Origin of the sequence: Ensifer sp. ENS11, from assembly GCF_014851895.1 — a bacterium.
Classification (GTDB): Bacteria; Pseudomonadota; Alphaproteobacteria; order Rhizobiales; family Rhizobiaceae; genus Ensifer; species Ensifer canadensis.
The window spans coordinates 64,450-83,038 of sequence record NZ_JACVAN010000016.1 but is presented as its reverse complement, the minus strand read 5'-3'; the positions used below and the strand labels follow the sequence as shown (position 1 = coordinate 83,038).

Annotated in this window: 17 protein-coding genes and 2 pseudogenes; 17 read left to right on the top strand and 2 right to left on the bottom strand. The window is 57.7% G+C overall.

Translation table 11 applies throughout. The features are described from left to right. The first annotated feature begins 145 nt into the window (after positions 1–145). The 3 genes from IB264_RS24955 (at position 146) to IB264_RS24945 (ending at position 4,091) form a co-directional block, all read left to right on the top strand. A complete protein-coding gene (locus IB264_RS24955) occupies positions 146–1,138 on the top strand; it encodes a phosphatase PAP2 family protein (protein ID WP_192434308.1) in 993 nt (330 codons plus the stop codon). A gap of 200 nt (positions 1,139–1,338) precedes the next feature. Beyond that, entirely contained in the window at positions 1,339–1,905 is a 567-nt protein-coding gene (locus IB264_RS24950; RefSeq protein ID WP_192434306.1) for a GrpB family protein, read from the top strand. A gap of 398 nt (positions 1,906–2,303) precedes the next feature. Further along, positions 2,304–4,091 carry an ABC transporter ATP-binding protein/permease gene (locus IB264_RS24945; protein WP_210335670.1) on the top strand — a complete coding sequence of 596 codons (1,788 nt, stop codon included), beginning with the start codon at positions 2,304–2,306 and terminating at the stop codon, positions 4,089–4,091. 119 nt (positions 4,092–4,210) lie between these two features. Here IB264_RS24945 and IB264_RS24940 read toward each other — a convergent pair whose 3' ends face one another. Continuing rightward, the gene (locus IB264_RS24940; protein WP_192434304.1) at positions 4,211–4,699 is read right to left on the bottom strand and encodes an AAA family ATPase; all 489 of its coding nucleotides are present in this window, start codon (positions 4,697–4,699) and stop codon (positions 4,211–4,213) included. 194 nt (positions 4,700–4,893) lie between these two features. On the opposite strand from IB264_RS24940, the gene IB264_RS24935 reads away from it, so the two are divergent. The 10 genes and pseudogenes from IB264_RS24935 (at position 4,894) to IB264_RS24895 (ending at position 10,976) form a co-directional block, all read left to right on the top strand. Then, a complete protein-coding gene (locus IB264_RS24935; RefSeq protein ID WP_192434302.1) occupies positions 4,894–5,652 on the top strand; it encodes a S9 family peptidase in 759 nt (252 codons plus the stop codon). 121 nt (positions 5,653–5,773) lie between these two features. Beyond that, positions 5,774–5,995, top strand: a pseudogene (locus IB264_RS34775) (4-hydroxybenzoate octaprenyltransferase); the annotation flags it as partial. A 73-nt stretch (positions 5,996–6,068) separates the two neighbouring features. After that, positions 6,069–6,602 carry a GrpB family protein gene (locus tag IB264_RS24930; protein ID WP_192434300.1) on the top strand — a complete coding sequence of 178 codons (534 nt, stop codon included), beginning with the start codon at positions 6,069–6,071 and terminating at the stop codon, positions 6,600–6,602. Between the two features lie 77 nt (positions 6,603–6,679). Further along, positions 6,680–7,588 carry a GNAT family N-acetyltransferase gene (locus IB264_RS35450; RefSeq protein WP_192434298.1) on the top strand — a complete coding sequence of 303 codons (909 nt, stop codon included), beginning with the start codon at positions 6,680–6,682 and terminating at the stop codon, positions 7,586–7,588. An 11-nt stretch (positions 7,589–7,599) separates the two neighbouring features. Then, positions 7,600–8,034 (top strand): annotated as a pseudogene (locus IB264_RS35445) (NUDIX domain-containing protein); the annotation flags it as partial. Further along, entirely contained in the window at positions 8,020–8,478 is a 459-nt protein-coding gene (locus tag IB264_RS35440; RefSeq protein ID WP_192434387.1) for a GNAT family N-acetyltransferase, read from the top strand. The pseudogene IB264_RS35445 and the gene IB264_RS35440, both read left to right, overlap by 15 nt. A 51-nt stretch (positions 8,479–8,529) precedes the next feature. Continuing rightward, complete coding sequence (locus IB264_RS24910; protein WP_192434296.1) at positions 8,530–8,853, top strand: alpha/beta fold hydrolase; 324 nt, start codon at positions 8,530–8,532, stop codon at positions 8,851–8,853. 106 nt (positions 8,854–8,959) lie between these two features. Then, positions 8,960–9,229, top strand: a complete 270-nt coding sequence (locus IB264_RS24905) for an alpha/beta fold hydrolase (RefSeq protein WP_192434294.1) — start codon at positions 8,960–8,962, stop codon at positions 9,227–9,229. A 178-nt stretch (positions 9,230–9,407) separates the two neighbouring features. Beyond that, a complete protein-coding gene (locus IB264_RS24900) occupies positions 9,408–10,397 on the top strand; it encodes a carbon-nitrogen hydrolase family protein (RefSeq protein WP_192434384.1) in 990 nt (329 codons plus the stop codon). A gap of 102 nt (positions 10,398–10,499) precedes the next feature. After that, on the top strand, positions 10,500–10,976 hold the full coding sequence (locus IB264_RS24895) for an NUDIX pyrophosphatase (RefSeq protein WP_192434292.1): 477 nt from the start codon (positions 10,500–10,502) through the stop codon (positions 10,974–10,976). 239 nt (positions 10,977–11,215) lie between these two features. On the opposite strand, the gene traA is transcribed toward IB264_RS24895, so the two are convergent. Then, entirely contained in the window at positions 11,216–14,530 is a 3,315-nt protein-coding gene (gene traA / locus IB264_RS24890) for a Ti-type conjugative transfer relaxase TraA (protein ID WP_192434290.1), read from the bottom strand. 190 nt (positions 14,531–14,720) lie between these two features. On the opposite strand from traA, the gene IB264_RS24885 reads away from it, so the two are divergent. From IB264_RS24885 to IB264_RS24870, 4 genes are all read left to right on the top strand, one after another. Beyond that, positions 14,721–15,512 (top strand): NYN domain-containing protein, encoded by a 792-nt coding sequence (locus tag IB264_RS24885; RefSeq protein ID WP_192434288.1) that lies wholly within the window; start codon positions 14,721–14,723, stop codon positions 15,510–15,512. A 10-nt stretch (positions 15,513–15,522) separates the two neighbouring features. Beyond that, a complete protein-coding gene (locus IB264_RS24880) occupies positions 15,523–15,822 on the top strand; it encodes a mobilization protein (RefSeq protein ID WP_192434286.1) in 300 nt (99 codons plus the stop codon). Continuing rightward, positions 15,819–17,393, top strand: a complete 1,575-nt coding sequence (locus IB264_RS24875; RefSeq protein WP_192434284.1) for a type IV secretory system conjugative DNA transfer family protein — start codon at positions 15,819–15,821, stop codon at positions 17,391–17,393. The genes IB264_RS24880 and IB264_RS24875 overlap by 4 nt, the downstream gene beginning before the upstream one ends. Before the next feature lie 121 nt (positions 17,394–17,514). Continuing rightward, on the top strand, positions 17,515–17,991 hold the full coding sequence (locus IB264_RS24870) for a ProQ/FINO family protein (RefSeq protein WP_192434282.1): 477 nt from the start codon (positions 17,515–17,517) through the stop codon (positions 17,989–17,991). The last annotated feature ends 598 nt before the right edge of the window (positions 17,992–18,589 follow it).

Below are 18,589 nucleotides of genomic sequence, written 5' to 3'. Positions count from 1 at the left end.
TAGTTGCGGGCGCTCTAGCGACATGGGAGAGCGCTAATAACGCTCAAATTGCTGCACAAGATTACATCAAGGAGCTCTGTAAACCGCATCGTAAGGCTGCGCTGATAACAACCCTGCATTGTCGCAGAAGGGTCCAGGATTTGGGATGACGTTTAATATTGCCGTCGCACAAAGCGATAAATTGGATAAGTGGTCGACACGACTGGCTGTCCTTGTGGCTGTCTACGCAATTTTCGCGCTGATTCTTCAGCCATCGTCCTTTGCGAGTCTGGGCGGCATCTACGCCACCAAATTCCTCGTCAGCATACCTACGTTGTTTATTATCGGTTTGGGGCCAATGGTCGTTCTATTTGGTGGGAGGACCCCGACACGCTATGCAATCGGTGTCCTTAGGGAACGCTGGTGCACCTTCGGCATAGTTATGGCTTTTTTCTTCGTGGGATTAACTGCCTTCTCGACCTACAAAACTACGATACCTTCCATCATGCCCTATTACGCCGATATCTGGCTGGCCGATCTGGACGAATGGCTACACGGAGCACCCAGCTGGAAGCTGGCTCACCGCCTCGACAACGAGACTTGGTCGATGGTCGTCTTTTGGTGCTACGACCTTATATGGTTCCTACAGTGGTTCGGAACGGTGCTTTTCGTATCGCTCTGGTCGGACCGGTTGGGTCGCATTCGCTACTTGTGGGCCCATTCTTTGACACTCTTTGCCGTCGGCACGGTGCTTGCCGTCGCATTGTCCTCAGTGGGGCCTATATACTACGATCACTTTGTTGGAGAGCAGCGGTTTTATGGCCTGAAAGCTGTGATGGACGAGCTCGGCCATAGCTACCGCGTCCGCGAAAACGCGAATTACCTGCTTGAACTTTACGAAGCAGACCAGACTGGGCTTGGTAGCGGAATTTCGGCTATGCCCAGCGTGCATGTGGGCCTCGTAGTGCTCAATGCGCTTTTCTTGTCGTCCTTGAACAGATGGGCTGGTTTTGTCGGTTGGATGTTCGCAGCCATGATCTTTTACGGTTCAGTTTACACGGGCTGGCATTACGCCGTTGATGGTTATGTGGCAGCCGCGGCGGCGCTGCTCATTTGGCGGCAAACCGGGCGGCTTATCCAACCGGCTCCTTACAATTAATAATCCCCCGGCGAGCCTGAGTTCGGGTTAGCGAAGGAATCTAGGGTGTCTCAGGACTTTGAGCCCCCGGCCGAGAAATGAACGACGGTTCCATAATAGTATTTACGCGACTAAGTTATTGTTTTTACAATGTTTTTAAAATTCGATATCAACAAGGGCGCAGTCGCCGGCATTTTGCAGCAGGGCGAGGAGCTTTAAGAATGGGCAAAGACGCGGTGTCTTCCACACAACAAATTGAGATCTGCGATTGGTCTCCGAGGTGGCCCAATAAATTTGCTCTCAAGGCAGCGGCGATCCGCCAAACTTTGGGGGATCATGCTCTCCGTATTGACCATGTCGGCTCAACATCAATCGAAGGTCTGGCTGCAAAGCCGATCATCGACATTCAGATTTCAGTTGCAGACCTACAGCTAATCGAGATCCTGACAGAAAGGATGGCGACCATCGGATACGTGTGGCGGCAAGCCAATGCTGATTTGACGAAACGTTATTTCCGAGAACGCCCTGATGATGAGCGCACCCATATCCATGTCCGCCAATCAGGAAGCTGGCATGAGCAATGGTCGCTTTTATTCCGCGACTACATGCGGAGCCATGCAGAGGAGCACGCTCCGTACGTGGCGTTAAAGCGAGCGCTCGCCGGTCGATATCGCGACAATAGGGCAGCCTACACCGAGGGTAAGTCGGACCACCTTTGGCGAATTATCCGACGTGCGGACCTCTGGGCGTCGGAAGTCGGTTGGAGTCCGGGCACATCCGATGCATAGGGTGGAGCTCAACGGCACAAGCTTCCTCGCAAAATCGCTAAAGCGTCATCTCGCCCCCTACCGTAGCTGCCCCCTATATGAGCGTCCGATGCGCGTCGTGACTGCGGCCTGCGTTGCAATATTCAAGCCCAAAAACCCGACCAAGACTCGGGATTCTCGCTAACCAGTTGCCAGCTGTGGTCGCGGGTACATTGACGATGCGACTAAACTCTGGCTTGCTGGATCAATGATGAGGATGGAAACGGCTCTGGTGGTGGTGATAGCGCGCATGGGCAGGATGGTATAACCATCCGGCGAAAGCACCCATGCGCGGAAAGCAGGCTCCTGACGGGGCCTTTTTTACGCCCAACGCTTAGGTGTGCGCCCCGTCAGACTTTCACCTAGAGACGAGTGAAATCATGATGAGCAATACTCCCCATCACACTGTTAGAGATTTGCTGCCCTATCTGTGGCCGAAGAATGCTCCGGCGCTGCGCCGCGCGGTGGTCTATTCACTGCTATGCCTGATCGCCGCGAAGGCGGTAACCTCGCTTGTGCCGCTCACATACAAGGCCCTGGTCGATCATCTCGAAGGGAGCGCCGCGACCATTATTGCCGCGCCGATCGGACTCGTCCTCGCCTACGGCGGCGCAAGGCTGATGGCTACCGTGTTTGACGAATTGCGCATCGCGCTCTTCACGCGGGTTAGCGGTAACGCCACGCGCTTGCTGGGGTTGCGAGTCTTTCGGCAGCTACACCAACTCAGCCTGAGATTTCACCTCGAACGCAAGACGGGTGGGCTGGCGCGCGCCATCGAGCGCGGGACTGAAGGCATTTCCGTCATCCTGTCGAGGGTCCTGTTCTCTCTCCTGCCGATCGCCTTGGAGGTTGCTGTCGTTTGCACCATCCTGTGGCACCTTTTCGGAGCGAGCTTTAGTCTGGTCACATTGGCAACGGTCGTTGTCTACGCCAGTTTTACGATCGTCATGACCTCCTGGCGGACCCGTTTTCGTCGGTTGTTAAATGATGCGAGCGCCGAGGCGAGCAGCAGGTCTATCGACAGCCTCCTCAACTACGAGACGGTCAAATATTTCGGCAACGAGGAGCACGAAGCCGGGCGACTGGATTACGCCCTTCGACAGCAAGAACAGGCTTCCGTTCAGAGCCAGTGGACATTTGTCGTGCTGAGCATCGGCCAGACCTTCATCATCTCAGCCGGGCTTGTCGCCGTCATGCTGATGGCGGCGCAGGGGATCAAGGCCGGCGAAATGAGCCTTGGCGACCTGGTTCTGGTCAACGCCTATCTTCTGCAACTTTATCAGCCCTTGAATTTTTTCGGCCTGATGTACCGTGAGATCCGCCAGTCCCTCATCGACATGGAGGACATGCTGAAGCTTCTGCGTACCTCGGCGGAAGTTTCAGACGGGAGGAATGCTCACATGCTTGAGATTAAAGAGGGTCGGGTCGAGTTTGCTACCGTCAGGTTCAGCTATGACGGCCGTCGGCAAATCCTCGACAACATCAGCTTCAAAATTCCCGCCGGCCAGACAGTCGCCATAGTGGGAGCCACAGGAGCCGGAAAATCCACCCTGTCACGGCTCCTCTACCGCTTCTTCGATGTGACTGGCGGAGCCATCCGCATTGACGACCAGGATATCCGAAGTGTCACACAGCAGTCTTTGCGCGCGGCCATCGGCATCGTCCCGCAGGACACGATCCTCTTCAATGACACGATCCGATACAACATCGGATACGGGAGACCAGATGCGACCGCAGCGGAGATCGAGGCGGCTGCTCGGTCTGCCCACATCCATTCTTTCATCACAGGGCTACCAGACGGCTACGAGACCCGCGTCGGAGAGCGGGGGCTGAAGCTGTCCGGAGGAGAGAAGCAGAGGGTCGCAATCGCGCGCGCTATTCTCAAACGACCGCAAATCATGATCTTCGATGAGGCGACAAGCGCACTCGACACAGCGACAGAGCGTGAAATTCAGGACAACCTGCGAGAACTCAGCCGCCATCACACGACGATGATTATTGCTCATCGGCTCTCGACCGTTGTGGACGCCAACGAAATCATCGTGCTCGGCGCGGGCGGAATTATTGAACGAGGTTCGCATGCTGAGTTGCTTGAGCGTGAGGGTCAGTATGCGGACATGTGGAAATCGCAGTCAAGCGAAGCAAGTCGCTCATCCGAGCGAGCTTAGGGGGCATTTCACCCAAAGCCGGAACCGCTCTTTGTCGCCGAGATCCGGCGTTTACAAATCTCCGATGGGTAATAACATGATAGCTTCTGCGAGATACAGGGCAATCAACGGCATTCGTTTCAAATTGTCGCTAGAAAGTCTACGATCTCTGAGCGATGGCACAGCTTCAACTTCTGCAACGGATGCTCTTCGAAAAACCATTGATGAGCATCGAACGAATTTAAGTGGTCCTTCCGAAGTCGGTAACCGCGAGTGTATTCCATTAGTTCCTCGAACTGCGCCTCCGTCCCTCCACCGGTTTGACCTCTTTGCAAAAGGTTGGAAATGCACTCGTCGTCAGAGACATCGAGCCAGATTAGCGTCGTTACACGCGGGAGTACTTGCCGGATGATCGAACCGTAAATGCCCTCCATGACCCAAGAGCTGCCGTCCATAGCCCGGGCCACCAATCGGTCACGCTCGTCGCGCGGACGCTCGCCGGCAAAATTCGGCATCCAATGGAAGTCATCGAGGTGATGCGCTGAATGTTGCAGCCTGTGGGCTAGCTGTGTGGCCAACCACGTCTTGCCGCTTCCGCCGTTTCCCATGATGAAAATTCTGTCCATCATTCGTTCGTCTCGCTGAAAGTTGGGCCGCAGGTGATGATAAAGACATCAATGTCGAATTGCCGGGGGTGTTGTAAACATCCTGACCGCAATGGTCGATAGTGGGGAGAGGTCTCGGCCGGAACGCGCTAGTATCAGTCATTGACAGGATGTCATGCCCCCGTATCCTCGCTCACAAGATCAACCCGGTGATGGCGATGTCGGCGATAACGGAACATTTGATTGATCGGGGCGATGGTGCTGCTGTTGAGCTTTTCTTGGCTCAGCCCTCAGCGGCAAAACCGGCTGGTGCGCTACTTTTCGTGCATGGCTATCAGCGGGGACTTTTTCTCGGCGGAAGAGAAGCTGTTGATGACGGATCGTTGCTCTATTTCTCATCTCGCCTGAATGTAACGGCGGCTGCAGTTTCTCAACCAGGTTTTGGTGCATCTGGCGGCCCCGCCGACTTCTGCGGACCGGATACTCAGCGAGCAATTTTGGTTGCCTTAAACTTCCTCAAGAGGCAGCCGACAGTCGATCCTACTCGTATTGTGATTTACGGAAACAGTCGGGGGGCGGTCGCTTCGGCGATGGTTGCCGCACGGGTACCCGACCTTCGAGCAATGATATTGTCGAGCGGCGTCTACGATCTCGAAGAAGTTTATCGAAACAGTTCGCGGGGCGTACAACAGGCCATTGAGAACGAGGCAGGGCTGTCGCCCAAAGCATTTTTGGATCGCTCTGCAATTTATCATTGCGAAAACATCCGTGCAGAAGCATTGCTGTTGCATGGCAAGTCCGATGACCGTGCGCCGTTTGATCAGGCCAAGAGATTTGCGGGAACCCTTTCGAAGGCCGGGGCGCCAGTGACGCTCCGTACCTTTGAGTGTGGGCATCGCATCCCACGGCAACAAGCCATGCCAATCCTTCGAGATTTTCTCATGGGAGTGTTCGCTTCGACTTCTACGTATCACTGAGGTGATGGCTGCTGGGCCGACTGCGGACCAGGTGGGACTTCCGGAACGCGCGCCAATAGCGGTCATCGCCGTACCGCGAATTCTCTTTTTTCTGCACGACAATGGCCATCGGATTTCAGAGATGAATACTTTAAAACGCCCAGACCTAAGCGACATCAAACATGGGGATTGGGTGCATCGCCGTCTGCCACAGGCTTGGCGTCCCTACACCCGACTTGCGCGACTGGATCATCCAGTCGGCATATGGCTCACACTTTTCCCTTGCTGGGCGGCGCTCATTCAGGCATCGCACGGTTTTACTGACCTAGTGCATTTGACGGTGTTTTCCCTCGGCGCTCTTGTGAATACGCCCCTTCGCCGGGCGCTTCAGGGTGAGCCCTGGTTCACCGGAAAAAAGAACGGCTCGGGGCAGTGATATGGCGACGTTGGTGGAAATCGTCCCCTACGATCAAAACTGGCCCAGGCATTTCTCAACAATTTCATCCGAGCTTCGCCAGCTTTTGGGAAACAAGGTTGTTGCCATTGACCATATTGGAAGTACTTCAGTGCCTGGTCTGCCGGCAAAACCTCTTATCGACATTGATGTCACCTTGAATGGCCTTGCCGATATTCCAGCTGCGAGCGCGTCTCTGATCGAGGCAGGATACAATCCTCGCGGCAACCGCTATGGTGACGATGTCTGGGCCTTCCTGCACAGCGGGAGCGCGCCAAAGCAGCGGGTCTACCTTTGCCCGCCTGACAACGAAACGCACCGGCGTCGCCTTGCGTTTCGCGACTACCTGCGAAACCATGGCGATGTCGCCGAAGCCTATGCCCATCTCAAAGAGCGGCTTGCCAGGCAGTTTCCTTATGACGGAGATCGCTATACGGCGGAAAAGAGTGGCTTCATCAGCGACGTGGTCGAACGGGCTCGTACCGCTGCTAACGATGCCCCACCGCTAACCTCGTAATAAGTTGTCGAGTGAAATCATGATTTCTGCGAAGGCTGAGATGGCAGATGAGATCGATATAGAGTTATTTCGGCAGCTTGAGCAGGAGGCACAGGCCAGATATTCGCTCTTCCCGGGAAGCTGTCTCCGCGCGGCTTGCGGACGATTTTCTGGAGTTTGGCAGTTCCGGGAGGGTCTACGACAAGCATCTAACTATCGATTCCCTAGCTCAGGAAGGGCCTTCAGATCGTGTCACGTTGCCGGAGGTTCGCGATTTTAGCGCGAGGATGATCGCCATAGATGCGGTATTGGTCCTGTACCGCAGCGTGAGGCAGGCAGATGGTGGCCTGCCCGAGAGAACAACCCTCCGAAGTTCCGTCTGGAAGCTGATCGATGGTCAATGGAGAATGATCTTTCATCACGGAACAGTTGTGCCGCCAATGGTAACGCGGACAGCTCCTGCTATTCCGGGACGCAACGTTCTCCTTCGAACCGCCACCTCTGATGACATCGAGGCCCGCCTCGCCCTCGGGAACGACCCCGAGATTATCCAGATGTTCGGGGTAAGCAAGACGGCTGTGAAACCCATGAGCCGGGAAAAGGCAACAGGCTGGGTCCAAAGCATCATCAGCAACCCGTATGCCTGGGTAATCGAGGTCAATGGTGAGTTTGCCGGCGAAATCAGGCTGGACAGGGTGGATCAAACCGACAGACGAGCGTCCATGGCAATCGGGATGTATGATGCAAACATCGTCGGTAAGGGATATGGGAGCGAAGCTATCCGACTGCTTCTGCAATACGCTTTCGCTGATCTAGACCTGCATCGCATCGGCGTTCGCGTGCTCGCATACAACCAGCGGGCTATACGCGCTTACGAGAAATGTGGTTTCATCATCGAGGGGCGAGAGCGGGAAGCGGCTTTTGTCGACGGATCATGGCACGACGACGTAATAATGGGGATCGTTGATCGCGAGTTTCTGAGGCAGCCATCCTCAACTCCTCACTGATTCAAACACCAATTGGCTATGGAGGGAGATGTTTGATTGAGAAAGCCCTGATCTACGCAACCACTTCCCGGGGGCTTCTGGTGTTTGACGAACCCGATTTTCCTGAAGTTCCTCTACAAGTACCGGGAGGCACAGTCGAAGTGGGGGAGCAGGTAATTGATGCCGCCCGCCGCGAATTTCGTGAGGAAACCGGGCTTGTTGATCGAACGGGGTTTCGGTTGTTGGGAGACAGCCATCGCACCTTCGAGCGAGACGGGCAGCGTCACAACCTTCATCGCACATACTTTCATTTGCCGCTTGAAGAAAATCTCCCTGAGACCTGGACCCATTTCGAGACCACGCCGTCCGGCGGCGGGGCACCTATTTTGTTCCGGTTTTTCTGGATCGACATCGCTCTAGCGGGGGCGCGCCTTGACCTTGGCTCGGGAGAGATGCTCGATCGACTGCCGTCGATAGGTCGCTACGATCTCTTTCTTGCCGAGAGCGCCGACGACCAGTCAGCTTATCATCGGCTGCGGCGGACGGTGCTCTTTGAAGCCAGAGGGCGGTTCGATTATATCCCAGATGGGCCGGAGGAGATCAAAGAGCGAAATCTTTCCCTGCTTTTCAAGCTTGATGGGCAGCCAATCGGGACCGTTCGTCTCGATCAGAAGCCAGATGGAAGGGCGATCGTACGTCTGGTGACGATAGCACCTGATTTACAAAGGCGGGGTCATGGAACAGCCCTTTTGGAGCGAGTTGAACGCCTAGCGCTTTCGCTCGGCATCAGGGATCTTCTCGTGCATTCCGCTCCAGATGCGGTCGGATTCTATCAGAAACTCGGCTTTTCACCTTTCGAATTCGAAGCTGGCAATTTCAAAAGTGTGCAGCTGCACAAAGCGATCCAATGATGCGCTCCGCCGCTCCGGGATTTTTGCGAATCTTGATCGCTAGGATGGGTGATGGTCGACAGTAAGCTGGAACTGTTGCTCCTGCATGGGCTCCCTCTGGACGGAACCATGTGGGCCAAGCAGATGGAACTCCTGCCGGGAGCAACCTACGCCCCAACTCTCTATTCATTCGGGGACCGTATTGAATCTTGGGCAGAAAAAGCGCTGGCGCTGACGACGGCCCAGCGCCTTGTCGTCGTCGGCTGCTCTGTCGGCGGGTCTTGCGCGCTGGAGGTTGCCGCTCTTGCGCCCGATCGTGTCCCCGCCCTCGTTCTTATCGGAACCAAGGCATGGCGGCGATTAGACCCCGTGTATCATGCTTCGGCGCTCGCTTGAGACGCTGCACGAAAAGGGACTTGAGGCCGCGTGGTGCGCGTTTTGGAAGCCTCTATTCGCGAACGCGGCTTCGCCTGGAACAATCGAGAGGGCGAAGCGCATTACGATGCGCCAGCCTTTGGAAGACGTGGCGCAGGGAGTCACGAATTTTCATACGCGCCCAAGCCGGGATGACATTCTCTCGAGTTTCCCGGGACCAGTGGTTGTTGTCACCGGATCGGAGGATGTTGCTCCGAGGCTCAAGACCAGCAGAAAACAGGCAAAGATGGCTCAACACTGCCGTCTGCATATTATCCCGGATTGCGGTCACTACGTGCCGATGGAACAGCCGGAGGCGATCAATTCGATTATTCGCCAAGTTTTGGAGACCGCTTGACGAATCAAGGGCCGCTGGACATCTTCGTTTCGGCGTGGCCTGCGCCCAACCTCCCAGACCTTCCCCAGCATGGTCTTGAACGGAGGCAAAGGGACTTCCGTCTCGGGCCCCTTGTCTTGGTCCGATCGTGCCGGATGGGTTGCTGGGGAACTGCGTCCGGGACGTGAAAGGCCAGATTATGACCCAAAACGGAAATCTTAAACGCCGTGTGCGTGCCCGTGCTGCCAAAACCGGCGAATCTTACACCACAGCTCTTCAACATATCCGCCAACCTCCGGACGAGCCTGCGATCCGTTCAATACGGATGGCTGTAGCCCAAACATCCCTGTTCAATGATCCTCGTGACGTTTCGGCGCTTCATGCCAGTGGAACGGAGATGCGTCGCCTCATGCGTGACGCCCATCAGGCCGGGGCTCGCCTCTTACATTTCCCGGAAGGGACAACCTGCTGGCCACATAAACGGATCATGTCCGAAACCGGACCTAGAGAAATCGGGCCTTCCGATTGGACGCGCTTCGAATGGGGTGCTTTGCGCGAGGAACTGGAAGCGACCAGAAGACTTGCTAGCGAGCTTAAACTTTGGACGATATTCGGTTCCGTTCATCAGCTCACCTCGCCGCACCGGCCACACAACAGCCTCTACGTTGTCTCCGATCGCGGTGAGTTGTTGACCCGCTACGATGAGCGCCTGCTATCGAACACGAAAATCTCGTTCATGTACTCGCCGGGGAAAAACCCCGTGACTTTCGAGGTGGATGGACTGCGCTTCGGCTGCGCGCTGGGCATGGAGGTGCACTATCCGGGGATTTTCGTCGAATACGAGAACCTTGACGTCGATTGTGTCTTGTTTTCGACTGCAGGAGAGACTCCTTCTAATGCTCCGGCATTTGCAGCAGAGGCATTGGGACATGCCGCAAGTAATACCTACTGGGTCAGCTTTTCCACCCTCGCACCCCAGAGCACGGCCGCTCCCTCGGGCATCGCTTCGGCGGATGGTCAGTGGGCAGTGCAGTGCCCTATGAGCGGGTTACCCGCCATCGCTGTCGCGGATATCAAAACCAACCCGGAGAGTCTTGCGCGGCCGTGGCGGAGAAAGGCTCGCAGCGATCTTTACGCACCTCTTCACATAGAAGGTGATCCAAGAAGTGATGGCAGAAACCTATTTTAGTTGATCATCAGCGATCGGGGCTGGCCTTCGGCCCCGACAACATGTTCATGTCGCGGAAATCCTAGAAACTGTTACGCATCCCGCCGAAGGAGAGTGCGGCTCATGGCCGAAATTCCAATCCGCTGCTTCGCCGTGTCGGTTGTCCTTCTCCGCAAGGTCGGTGTTGGGTGTGAGGTATTGCTTCTGCGCCGAAATCATACGCTAATTGGTGAATGGTGCCAGATCGCCGGCGGCATAGAGGACGGAGAGAAAGCGTGGGAAGCCGCGTTACGGGAGGTCAGCGAAGAAACCGGCTTGAGCTGTGATCGTCTTTATTCCGCAGACATATGCGAGCAATTCTACGAGGCTGATCGCAATGCCATCAGCATGCTGCCGGTCTTCGTTGGCTTTGTGGATGCCGAGGCGGCGGTTGTGATCAACGACGAACACAGCGAATTTCGATGGATTCCATTCGAAACGGCCTTGGGGATGGTGCCTTTCGCGGGGCAACGCCATGTTCTGAAGCATGTGCATGCCGAATTTGTGCAACGAGAGCCGATTCGACATCTTCTTATCCGTGAAATGTCGGAGAAATCCTGACTGTTCACTGGAAATATCGCGAGCTGGAATCGCGCTCAAATTCGTGTCGCAAATGATGGAAATGCCTTCCGTTCCGAACACGACGGCGACAACGCCGTTGCGCAGGACGCCGATTGCCATGAAGCGGCCCTCCCTCGCTGGGATCACGAGAGACGACATGAAGAACTCGTCGTCCAGAGCGGCAGATCCCTGGCGAACTGAAACAATTCGAAGACACGCCGTCCTCGAAGCTGTGACGTTCACATCCTTAGTCCCAGTCCCTTTTTCAACCCGCGAGTGAGTTCGTACTTGCGGGTCAGCTCAGCCCGCTGCGCCCGATCGACGATACGCGCAACATCCTTGATGCGATCAAGTTTCGTGGAGAGCGCCGGCCCAAGCCGCATGTTTTCCATCTTGAGGTCGCGCGCATCGGCGCTGCCAAACCGCTGCTCGAGCGCCTTGGCAACTGTTTTGGCCTCCTCGAGCGCCTGCTTTCCTTCTGACGTGCCGGACAGCCACTCGAGGAATTTCTGTTTCTCGGCTTGGGGGAGTGTGTCGAGCTGCTTGAGGATTTCTTCGCTGCGCCGGGTCAATCCGGGAACTTCGACCACATCTCGCTTTTCCCGCTGCCAGGTTTCGGATCCACGTTCCGCCTCGAGCCGGCGCGTCCAGGTTCTTCCCGCTGCTGCAACATGATTGCTGAGCGCCTTGGCATAATGTCGGGCTGCTTTGCGCTCCTTGTTGTCACCCAGAAGACCGGTCTTGCCACGCAGCTCCCCGAACTGCTCCGGACGCTCGGCGACCGATGTCGCCAAAGTCTGACCTTCCATGCCCTTGTCCATAAGGGCGACGCTGAGCTTGACTGCAACACCGTCCGGATCGGCATAGACATTGCGGCCAATGGACCGCACCGCTTCCATCGCTCGCTCGAAGTCGGGCCTTGCCTTTTCGCGAGCAACGTCCTCGACGCTGCGGGAATATTTCGTCAGTGCTGGCACAAGCGGGTCAACTTCTTCGACCGCCCTCACCACACCCTGCCCGGTTCGCTGCCCCTCGTCGATGGCTGGAGACTGAGGGGCGGCCGAATGAGCGCGCTCCTCGTCAGCACCGGAGCGAAGTGCCGGCCGCTCGTCCGCCCGACCAGGCGAAAGGGTGACAGTGATCTCGCTTGCGACGCCGAACGCATCAGCCAGCCCCCGCCGCGCCGCAAAGGTGCTGGTGTAGTCGAGCGTGGTTTCCTTTGCCCCCGATCGGCTCATGCTGGCGCTGAGTGCCTTCATATCCTTCAGCTCATCACGACCGGCATAGAGCTGCACATGATCGCGGTGCCGTGTCATCGCCACATAGGTCAGATGCCGGTCCATGGTGGTCGATGCCAAAACAAAGGCGCGATCGACGGTTGCCCCTTGGGATTTGTGGATGGTGGTCGCATAGCCGTGATCAAAGGATTGGTAACTCTTGACGGGTATGGACACCGTACGGGCGTTGTTCTGCCCGCCGCCGTCGAGACGTATCTGTAGTGCGTCCGGCTCGACGGCCTCAACGGTGCCCAGCATGCCGTTCTTCACGCCGAGATCGCGGTTGTTCTCGAGAAGCACGATGCGGTCACTTGGTGCGAAGGATCGCTTGCCGTCATTGGTCTGATAGATGACTTCACGACCCAGCCCGCCCTGCTCATCCTCGCCGCGCGCCAGCCGCCCGCGCTCCTGAAGCGACAGACGGACATCGGCATTGATCGCTCGGACATCGACCCGACGATGCGCCAATGCAATCCGCGAGCCGGACGAGCGTTCGTCCAGGTCGGAGAGGTAGTCGCGAACCAAAGCGGCTCGCGCCTCGTCGCGGTTATCGCAGAATTGGACCGCGCCACGATCGGCATAGATCGCCAATCCCTCGCCCGTTCGATGGGTAGCAAACGCGATCGACGCCTCGCGCTGCCAGCTCTCGTTCTGCCGGCGGATTTCTGAAAGTTCGACCGCACCGACGCGCTCGGCAATCGCGCGGAATGGAGACCCTGCCCCAATCGCCTGAAGCTGCTCGTGATCACCAACCAGAACGAGTTTCGCACCACGCGCTTCGCTCTCGGCCACGAAGTTCGCAAGCTGCCTGCTTCCGACCATGCCGGCCTCGTCGATGACGAGAACGTCACCCTTGCCAAGCTGCCCCCTGCCCGACTGCCAACCGTACTCCCATGACGCCAACGTGCGCGACGCAATGCCGGAGGACTCTTCCAATCCCTCCGCCGCTTTTCCGGCAAGGGCCGCGCCATGGACGCGATAACCCTGCCGTTCCCAGGCATCGCGCGCAGCGGCAAGCATGGTGGACTTACCGGCGCCGGCAAAGCCAATCACCGCTGCGATCTGCTCCGATCCGGTGATGTACTGCACGGCGACACTCTGCTCCTGGCTCAACCCGGAACGCTCGATCGCCCGCTCCCGATCGGTAAGCAGCATTTCGCCACGTTCGACTTTTCCAGAGAGCGAGGCCACGGTCCTTGTCCGAATGGCATCGTCCTGGACGCGCAGTGCCTGATCGACATGCTGGCGATCGACGCCGTGGCGCAATGACTGGCCCATTCGCTCGGCGCTCGCGGCCATGGCACGCTCGATCTCAATCATCTCCCGCGTCGAATACCGCGCCAGTTCCCTCTCGGTCTCCGCCTTCAACTCGACCAATGCCGGCGATGCCATGACGGCCGCAAAGGCATTGCGAAACCCGTCCGCATCGTCGATGTAACGATGCAGTGCCCGGGCGATGTCGTGGCGATCAAACACACTCTTCTCGCCGGTGATGATCGTCAGAACCTGCTCCGGTTGTCTGCGGATCAAATCGGCATTGGATCGCGCCGCCTTCCCGTCAATCCGTTCTCGCGACACGTCCAGGCCACGCCGGTCCATCTGAGAAGCATGGACACCCATATGCTCCGTCGGCTCGATCTCGAGCCCGCGCTCCAGGTGCGAACGATGATCGACCCGGACATCCAGTCCGAGCCTTGCCAGATGTCGGTTTGTTTGGTGTTCCCAGAGTTGCCGGATATCGCGAAGCTGCATGTGCGAGGTCGGCTGGTCGTGGTTCAACAGCCACTTGTTTTCGCGCTCGATCAGCGTCTTCTCGCCGAGCCCCCGCTCGCTCACCACCCGCGTCGTCATCACCACATGCGCGTGAAAATTCCGGATATCACTTTCACCCTGCGGCTGGTGAATGGAGAAATCGACCGCGGCGCCATAGCGGTTGGCAAGATCCCGCGCAAAGTCGCGTGTCAGTGCCAACCGATCGGCCGCACTCATCTCATGCGGAAGTGCGATCTCGAACTCGCGCGCAACGCGAGCATCTTTGCGAACCTCCGCCCGCTCGACCGCATTCCACAGCGCCGAGCGATCCAATGCCCACGACGCCTCGACGCCATCGGGAAGAACGATTTCGGAATGCTCGACACCGCGCTTCTGCGTAAAGTCATGCACGATGCCATCGCGCTCGTTGACGATCTTCGTCGCGGTGCGGTAGGCGATGGCGGCAACCGCGCTGCGGCCGCCACTTCTTGCGATCGGCTTCATGCTGCAATGGTAGATGGCCAAGCGACACCCTCCAAAGTCGCACAACCATACCAAGCACTGAGTTGCGCAGCAACTCGTAAGTGCGCCCTTAGCACTTCGTTCGCTTCGCTCCCTGCGTTCGGGATTGCGCAAGACGCACGCTCATCAAGCCAATTCAGGGTTGCGCAAACCGCCGAAATGCTTAGTCTCAATGCAACCGGTGGAGGGTCAAATGGCAATAGACAATTCCGCAACACTGGCACTGCTGATCGACGGCGACAATGCCTCACCGAAGATTGTCGTCGGCCTCATGGCCGAGATCGCCAACTACGGGACGGCCAGCGTCAAACGTATCTACGGCGATTGGACCGGCCCCAACCTCAAGGGCTGGAAAGAATGCCTGCTCGAACATTCCATCCAGCCAATTCAGCAGTTCGCCTATACGACGGGAAAGAACGCAACCGACGGCGCGATGATCATCGATGCCATGGACCTGCTTTACACCGGCCGGTTCTCCGGCTTCTGCATCGTCTCCAGTGACAGCGACTTCGCGCGGCTTGCTGCCCGCATCCGTGAACAGGCTGTCACGGTCTATGGCTTTGGTGAGCGCAAGACCCCTCGTCCATTCATTACTGCCTGCGACAAGTTCGTCTATTTCGATGTGCTCAATGCACCGGCCGAAGAGATCGAAGAAGCAGTGGTTCCCGATCGCCAGAAACCGGCCGAGACCAAACCTGCCGCTGCGAAGCCCGTGCCCCGAAAGACGGGTCTCGACAAGACGGCACGAGCGATGCTGACGAAGGCCATAATCGCAACGGCCGACGAAGACGGTCGAGCCAAACTATCGCAAGTGGGCGGACACCTGGCGAAACAAGCGCCCGACTTCGATGCACGCAACTACGGCTTTCCGAGGCTGAGCGATCTCGTCAGAGCCTCTGGTCTCGTCGATGTCGAGCGGGCCGCGGACAACTCCAAGACAATCCTGGTTCGTCTCAAAAAGGCATCGGCCGGCAATCCGAAGTAGAGGGATGAAGATGGCGCGAAAGACGATCGAACAGCGGATTGCTGAGCTGGAAGAACGCAAGAAGACGCTCAAGGCACGGTTGGGAAAACAGGAACGCGCCCAGGACACCAGGCGCAAGGTCCTGCTCGGGGCACTCGTCTTGCATCGGCTGGAGAATTCCAACGATGCAGACTTCACCCGTCGCTTGGGCGACTGGCTGCGCAAAGAGCTGCCCGGTTTTCTCACCCGTGATGGCGACAAGGCCCTGTTCGACGACATCCTCGTGCCGACGTCAACGCCTGAAGGGATGAGCCCCGGAAATCCGGAATGACGTTTTTCCGATTCCTGAAATCGATCGTCAAGGCTCCCGTACTGGCGGTCGCATGCACGATCTTCGGCATTCTGCTTGCAGCCCTGCTCCTGCTCGCCAATTCCCTCATCCATCTGATCGGTGGCTTTGAGCACGGGCAGATCAGCCAGATCGTCCATGCTGTCGCCAAACACGTACCGTTGGTGTTCGGCGTAGTCGGTTTTCTCGCGGCATTCATGACGGATGCGCCTATCGCCTCTGTGTTCGGCTCCGCCCGCTGGGCAACGGGCAAGGAACTGCAGAAGCTTTCGACAACAGATGAAGGCCTGCTGATCGGCCGCGATCCGACGACGGACAAGCTGCTGCGTTATAATGGCCCAGCCCATCTGTTGACCATGGCGCCGACGAGAACCGGCAAGGGCGTGGGCACCATCATTCCCAATCTGTTGACAGCCGACCGATCGGTAATCTGCGTCGATCCGAAGGGAGAAAATGCCAGGGTCACTGGTCGTGCGCGCGAGCAGTTCGGGCCGGTTCATATCCTCGATCCCTTCGGCGTGACCGGCAAACGCTCCTCTGCTTTCAACCCGCTGGAAATGCTTGATGCCGACGGCCTCGATATCGCGGAAGATGCCAACACGCTCGCCGACGCCCTGGTGTTTGACGAACCGGGCATGACCGGTGATGCCCATTGGAACGACGAGGCGAAAGCCTTGATTGCCGGATTGATCCTGAAGATCGCTGTCGCAGAATCTCCGGGGCGGCGAACACTTGCAACGCTGCGCGAATATCTCACGCTTGCCCCGGAACGCTTCCTTGGTCTGCTGGCACGAATGCAGGACGTCGATGAAGCCAATGGGCTGATTGCGCGTGCCGCCAATCGCCATATCGGCAAGTCCGATCGCGAAGCGGCCGGCGTACTGTCGGCCGCGCAGCGTCATACCCATTTCCTCGACAGCCCGCGCATGACCGCCGTGCTCGGCCGATCGGATTTCCGCTTCGCCGATCTCAAGCGCAACAACGCAACGGTGTTTCTGGTCCTGCCACCCGATCGGCTCTCCACCTATTCCAGGTGGCTGCGACTGCTGATCACCCAGAGCCTCACCGACATGGCGCGCGATCCCGTCTCCCCTACCCGGCCCGTGCTCTACCTGCTCGACGAGTTCGCCGCCCTCGGCCACCTGGCCCCGATTGAGCGCGCCATGGGCCTGATGGCCGGCTATGGTGTCCAGCTCTGGCCGATCCTCCAGGATACCCATCAGCTGCGCGCCACCTATGGTGGGCGCGCCGGCACCTTTCTGTCGAATGCCGCAGTCCTTCAGGTCTTTGGCGTCAATGATATCGAAACGGCAGAGCTGATCGCGCGCTCGATCGGCAAGACCGATGCCCAGTACATCACCAGGTCCTGGAGCGAGGGCAAGAACTCGTCGTCCGAACACATCTCGGCTCGTGATCTCATTAATGCCGATGAAATCATGCGACTACCGGAAGACAGGATGATCCTCCTGAGGCAGGGGCAGCGGCCGGCCTGGGTCCAGAAGCTTCGATATTATGCGGACCCGGAGTTCAAGGGAGCCTTCGATCCGGCATGAGTGACGAGGCCGAACACCTATCCAAAATCTTGGCCTTCACCTTCAGATGACGCGTCCTCAACCGTGACATTGCCCATATCCGTTGCTACAGGTCCCGAAAGTGACGTGTGAGAAACCTTCCATGAGCAAATCGCCGAGAGACAACTCTGGCCCAGTTGCGGCACGGGACACGGATGTGCTGAAAGCCCAGGCGATCAACGGGCTCCTCACCCAACCGATTGCAATTCTTCCCACGAAGGCAGGCGATCCAATCCGACCATTCGCGCTCGGGCTCTGGAATGAAATCAGACCCCTTCTGCGACCTGGACTTAGCGTCTCGACGCTGCGCCGCGCGACCGGAGCCTATCTCCACTCAAAGCGGTATCATCTGGCGGTCGCGCTGACAGGCTCCGCTCGCCACGATATCGACGGAATGCCGATTGGCTCGGTATCGGAAGCCGACAGGTTGGCGGCCGAGCAGAAGATTGAAAGCCTGAGAAAGCGCGATGACGCTCGAAAGGCGCCTTCAACAGCGCCCACGGTTGCCCGCTCCGTCCCTCTTTCGAAGGCGGATATGATACGGGCCACGCTGCTCAATCGGAACAATCCGCCGCGCTAAATCAGGGGAGCGGCATTTTCGGTCGGGAGCGGCAGCGCTGCTCGTCTCGGGTAATGTCTTAGCCCGCCGCGTTTAGCTCGCCCACGAAGCTATTCGGCTTCGGGGCATCAGCAAAGAATGAGCGTACCAGGCGCCGGCAGCTTTGCTGCCAGAGCCAGTTCGCGCGCGGCTTGACCGGTTAAAAGCCTCGTCTCGGAGGATCAGCATCGCGACGGCCATAGGCCGGGATCCGGGAAGCCTAGGCCCGGCAAGCCGCTCCGGTAAACGATCCCGGAGGTCCCCGTACTCAGCGGCCTTGACTTCGATGAGATCTGGAAGGCTTTCCCTTCACGCTGTTTCGCGATGGATCCGACCTTTCGAAGATGGCGACTTCAATCGTTCGTTCGACCCTGGTCCTGGCACAGTTCACGTAGATCATCGTCTCCTGAGGACTTTGTCCGAAGATCGGCCCGCAGCCGGGGCTGCGGGCCGCTTTTTTTGCTGCATATCTAGTTCTGTCGCATCCCTCGTTCGGGGGATGGCGCCGGCCGCAATGAGAGAGTAGAGACGGGCACACGGTGGCAGCCGTGGGGATATTCGGTGCGGCGCACGAGGCGTC